Here is a 4,351-nt window from a genome sequence, read left to right as displayed (position 1 = left end):
CGTAAAGCGCATGCCCCGTTCCCTTTCTGAGTCTCGACAACCAGAAGGTAGACGGAAAATCCCCGTCTTACGGGGCATGCACATGCGGCATTTCGATTCACCCGAACCTTTCCCCGGACAGCCCTGCACAAGGGGGGAAGGGGAGGTCGCGCCCCGCCTCCACCCGTGCTCTACTCCCCCAGGGACCTCGCCATGATTCGCGCTCTGCTCGCTCTCCTTCTCCTCACCACGCCGGCCGCCGCCGCCGACATGTCGGTCTTCGTGCGCAACCAGCGCTCGGACGGCGTGGCGCTCGAGCTGTTCAGCCGCGACAGCCAGAAAGTCTGGCCGGGCGGCGACAAGGTGTTCCTGATCCGGCCGAAGGCGAAGAAATCCGTGCCGATCTCCTGCGAGCCCGGCGAGCATATCTGCTGGGGCGCCTGGGTGGACGGCGACGATTCCGTCAGCGCCGGCGTCGGCCCCGACAACGACCAGCCCTGCGACACCTGCTGCTTCATCTGCGTGGAGCATTCGACAGAGACGGTGGACCTGGCGGAGTAGCTCTTCCCCTTCTCCCCTTGTGGGAAAAGGTGGCTCGGCGCGCAGCGCCGAGACGGATGAGGGGTGCTCCAGCGGAGTGCAACGCTGGATATTTGAGCAATCACGAAGGCCGGCTAATCTCGCACCATGCCGCACCAACCCGTAACCTCGACCAAACGCAATTTCGCCCGCTCTATGCGCCGCGAGCCTACGGAGGCAGAAGACCGCCTGTGGCAAGAATTGCGCGGCCGGCGACTCGACAATATCAAGTTCAAGCGGCAGGTGCCGATGGGCCGATACGTGGCGGACTTTGTCTGTGCCGAGGCCAGGCTCATCGTCGAAATCGACGGCAGCCAGCATGCGGAATCGCGGCATGACCAGGAACGCGACGCCGTATTGAAGGCCAGGGGCTTTCGCGTGCTGCGGTTCTGGAACGACGATGTGCTGAAGGAACTCGATGCGGTGTGCGATACCATCATCGCTTATGTTAGGGATCAAAGTCTGGAGCCTTGGCGCTAGCGAGGTTCAGGCGGTTTCGCCAAGCTGGAGCACCCCTCATCCGTCTCGGCGCTGCGCGCCGAGCCACCTTCTCCCACAAGGGGAGAAGGAGGAGGTCGCGCCAGATTTCACCCCACTATTTTCCTCCCCACCCCTTGGCATCGCCACGCCTCGTGCCATCATCTGCCATCGGCCGTGGGGGCCGATTCTGTCTCGGGGGTTCTCATGTCCATCTCTTTCGCGCGCCGCGCCGCCGCCGCGCTTTCGTTTGCCGTCCTCATCGCGCCCGCCGCCCATGCCGGCGACGTCACCTTCCAGATCAGGAACAACCATCCCAACGCCATGCGCGTCGAGCTCTACAGCCAGGACCGCGACTATGTCTGGCCGGGCGACGGCAAGGATTTCTATCTCGACGACGGCGAGACCAAGCAACTGCCGATCTCCTGCAACGAGGGCGAGAAGATCTGCTACGGCGCCTGGGTGGACGGCGACGAAAGCACCTATTGGGGCGTCGGCCCCAACAATCAGGAATCCTGCGAGGACTGCTGCTACACCTGCAGCGGCGGCCAGACCGAGGAGATCGACCTGGAGGAGTAGACGCCGAAGCTGCTGATTCTCCCCCCTGTGGGCCGGTCACGGGGAGAAGGTGCCGGCACAGGTGGATGAGGGGTGGCGCTGACGGCGCGACCCTGGGCAAAGGCAGGCAGCCGGCGCTCAAACTGCAGACGCCGGCGCTGCCCCTCATCCGCCCGCCCGGGATTGGCCAAAGCCGCCCGAACCTCGTCATTCCTGGGCGGAGCAGCCGCGAAGCGGCGTCGCGGAGACCCTGGAATCCATGCCATGACTTTGAGCGCAGGATGCATCAGAGCAGAATTCTGCACCCTTGCGGCGCTCGGAAATCACGGCATGGATCCTCGGGTCTGTGCGCGTCGCTTCGCTCCTTGCTCCGCCCGTGGATGGCGACTTCGCGTAGGCTTTGGCCAATCGCCTAGGCATCCGCCACGCATATATCCCTAAGCCGGGAACCGGCCGGCCCGGAGACCGTTTCGAAATTCGCTCCGGCGAGTCATATGGTGGTGGTTTCGAGAACCGGAGCGGAGCGGACATCAGGTCCGTGAGCACCGGAAGCGCAGAAACCGCCGGCAGATGGCCGCCGGAGTAGAATTTCCAAACGGTCTCTCAGCTCTTGCTGGAGGCCAGCACAAGCACCGGCTTCTCGCTGTAAAGCTGCGGGAACAGCGCCTTGAGATTCTCGATCTTGGGCAGGTCGTTGTAGACGATATAGGGATAGGTCGGGTTCAGCGTCAGGAAGTCCTGATGATAATCCTCGGCCGGATAGAAGGTCTTGCCGGTTTCCAGCGTGGTGACGATCGGCTTCGAAAACACCTTGGCCTTGTCGAGCTGGGCGATGTAGCTCTCGGCGACCTTCTTCTGCTCGTCATTCTCGGCGAAGATCGTCGAGCGGTACTGCGTGCCGGAATCCGGCCCCTGGTAGTTGAGCTGCGTCGGGTTGTGCGCGACCGAGAAATAGACCTGCAGCAGCTGGCCGTAGGTGACCTTCGACGGGTCGTAGGTGATCTCGACGGATTCGGCATGGCCCGTGCGGCCGGTGCCGACCACCTCATAGACGGCGTTCTCGGCGCTGCCGCCTGTATAGCCGGAGACCGCCTTGCTGACGCCCTTGACGTGCTGGAAGACGCCCTGCACGCCCCAGAAGCAGCCGCCGGCGAAGATCGCCTTCTTGGTGCCGCTCGCCGCCTTCTCGTCCATTGCCGGCGGCGGGATCACCACCGCGTCCTCGGCCGAGCGGGCCGGGCTCTGCCAGAAGACGGCCGCGGCGACTGCCGCAAGGCCAAGCGCCGCAAGCGCGCCGCGGGTGAAGAATGGCCGCGCGGCTTTTGTCTTTATGCCGTTCATGTCCTGATCTCCTGTAATTGTCTTAAGTATATAGGAAGGAAGCCATCGGGAGGTTCTCACTTTGCCGTGCGGCGGCGTGTAATCGCCAGCGGCGCTCCCCTCTCCGTCTCGGCTTCGCCGAGCCACCTCTCCCCCACCTTTGGCGGGGGCGAGGAACCCAGGCTTGCGAAGGCCTCTCCGTGGCTCATTGGCGTTGCTCGCCCTTCGCGGTTAGCGTTTCCTCGCCCCCGCAAAGCGGGGGAGAGGTGGATCGGCGCGCAGCGCCGAGACGGAGCGGGGGCCAGCGCTGACATTCGCGATTGGCTGCGAAGCCGGCTGCCCCGCGAGCTCAGCCTCACTGAGCAGTGCTATCCGCCGGCTTCATGGCGTCCGTCGCCGGCTTCATGGCGTCGGTTGCAGGCTTCATCGCATCCACCGGTTTCATGGCATCCGTGGTCGGCTTCATCGCCTCAGTGCTCATCGCGTCGGGCTTCATGGCGTCGGCCGGTTTCATCGCGTCCGTCGCTGGCTTCATCGCATCCGTCGCCATGGCATTGGCGGGCTTCATGGCGTTGGTCGTGTCGTCGGCGCGGGCGCCGGCAACGAAGACCGCGGCGGAAAGCGCGAGGGCCAGAGCCGGCAGCGTGAGGAACTTGGTCATCAGATAGTCTCCTTGGTTTGGCGCGCGCATGCGGGCCTTGGTGAAGCGTTGCCGCCCATGCGGCCCCGCGCGAAAGGGAATGAAAAATCAGTTGGCGGCGGCAGCCAGGATCGGCCCGCCGCGCGGCGCCTGCACCAGCACGGCGGTGGCCAAGCCGCCGCTGGCCGCCGGCAGCGGCAGCGTCGTTGCGTCGCCGTTCCAGCTGCCGAGCCTTGTCAGCGCATGCACGACATTGGCGTGCGGCAGCGTGCGGCCGGTGTTCTCGCCGCGCGCCACCGGCACCTCGACGACGCCTCTGTTGTAACGCACCAGCCAGATGTCGGCGCCGCCGCCGGGCGCCTTGCCGGCGCCGATGCTGACCTTGCCCGGCCCAAGCAAAAGCTCCGGACCCTGCGGGTGGCCGCTGTTGGCGATGAGGCCCTGGATCTCGCCCGGCGCCGCGCCCACGGCGTCATGGCTGCCATTCACCACCACCTGCGGCGTGAACGGCCCGTCGCGGCCGAGCGGCGGCTCATAGGTCACCTGGCGATCGGTGAATTCCTTGCGGCCGAAGGTGTCCTTCCAGCCGAGATAGTCCCAATAGGTGACGTTGAACGACAGCGCCAGCACACCCGGCTGGTCCTTGACCTTGATCAGGTTGGCGTTGGCCGGCGGGCAGGACGAGCAGCCCTGGCTGGTGAACAGCTCGACCACGGTCAGCGGCTGGGCGGCCGCGGCGCCGATGGTGGCCGCGAGCATCGCGCCGGCGCGCAGGCTCGTCTTCAATCCGGTCATGGG

General features: G+C 65.4%; 6 protein-coding genes. 3 read left to right on the top strand and 3 right to left on the bottom strand.

Annotated elements, in window-relative coordinates; all coding sequences use genetic code 11:
- The first annotated feature begins 192 nt into the window (after positions 1-192).
- From EOA24_RS28900 to EOA24_RS28890, 3 genes are all read left to right on the top strand, one after another.
- The gene (locus tag EOA24_RS28900; protein ID WP_126080281.1) at positions 193-540 is read left to right on the top strand and encodes a hypothetical protein; all 348 of its coding nucleotides are present in this window, start codon (positions 193-195) and stop codon (positions 538-540) included.
- A gap of 126 nt (positions 541-666) precedes the next feature.
- Positions 667-1,038: an endonuclease domain-containing protein gene (locus EOA24_RS28895; protein WP_126080282.1), complete on the top strand. Its 372-nt coding sequence runs from the start codon at positions 667-669 to the stop codon at positions 1,036-1,038.
- A gap of 204 nt (positions 1,039-1,242) precedes the next feature.
- Positions 1,243-1,614 carry a hypothetical protein gene (locus EOA24_RS28890; protein ID WP_126080283.1) on the top strand — a complete coding sequence of 124 codons (372 nt, stop codon included), beginning with the start codon at positions 1,243-1,245 and terminating at the stop codon, positions 1,612-1,614.
- 582 nt (positions 1,615-2,196) lie between these two features.
- On the opposite strand, the gene msrA is transcribed toward EOA24_RS28890, so the two are convergent.
- The 3 genes from msrA to EOA24_RS28875 all read right to left on the bottom strand — a co-directional run bounded on the left by msrA (position 2,197) and on the right by EOA24_RS28875 (position 4,348).
- Positions 2,197-2,934 (bottom strand): peptide-methionine (S)-S-oxide reductase MsrA, encoded by a 738-nt coding sequence (gene msrA, locus EOA24_RS28885; RefSeq protein WP_126080284.1) that lies wholly within the window; start codon positions 2,932-2,934, stop codon positions 2,197-2,199.
- A 334-nt stretch (positions 2,935-3,268) separates the two neighbouring features.
- The gene (locus EOA24_RS28880) at positions 3,269-3,574 is read right to left on the bottom strand and encodes a hypothetical protein (RefSeq protein ID WP_126080285.1); all 306 of its coding nucleotides are present in this window, start codon (positions 3,572-3,574) and stop codon (positions 3,269-3,271) included.
- Positions 3,575-3,661: 87 nt separating this feature from the next.
- A complete protein-coding gene (locus EOA24_RS28875) occupies positions 3,662-4,348 on the bottom strand; it encodes a DUF1223 domain-containing protein (RefSeq protein WP_126080286.1) in 687 nt (228 codons plus the stop codon).
- Positions 4,349-4,351 lie beyond the last annotated feature (3 nt).

The sequence above is a fragment of the Mesorhizobium sp. M2A.F.Ca.ET.039.01.1.1 genome, assembly GCF_003998035.1.
GTDB lineage: Bacteria > Pseudomonadota > Alphaproteobacteria > Rhizobiales > Rhizobiaceae > Mesorhizobium.
This window is presented reverse-complemented; position numbering and strand designations above follow the sequence as displayed.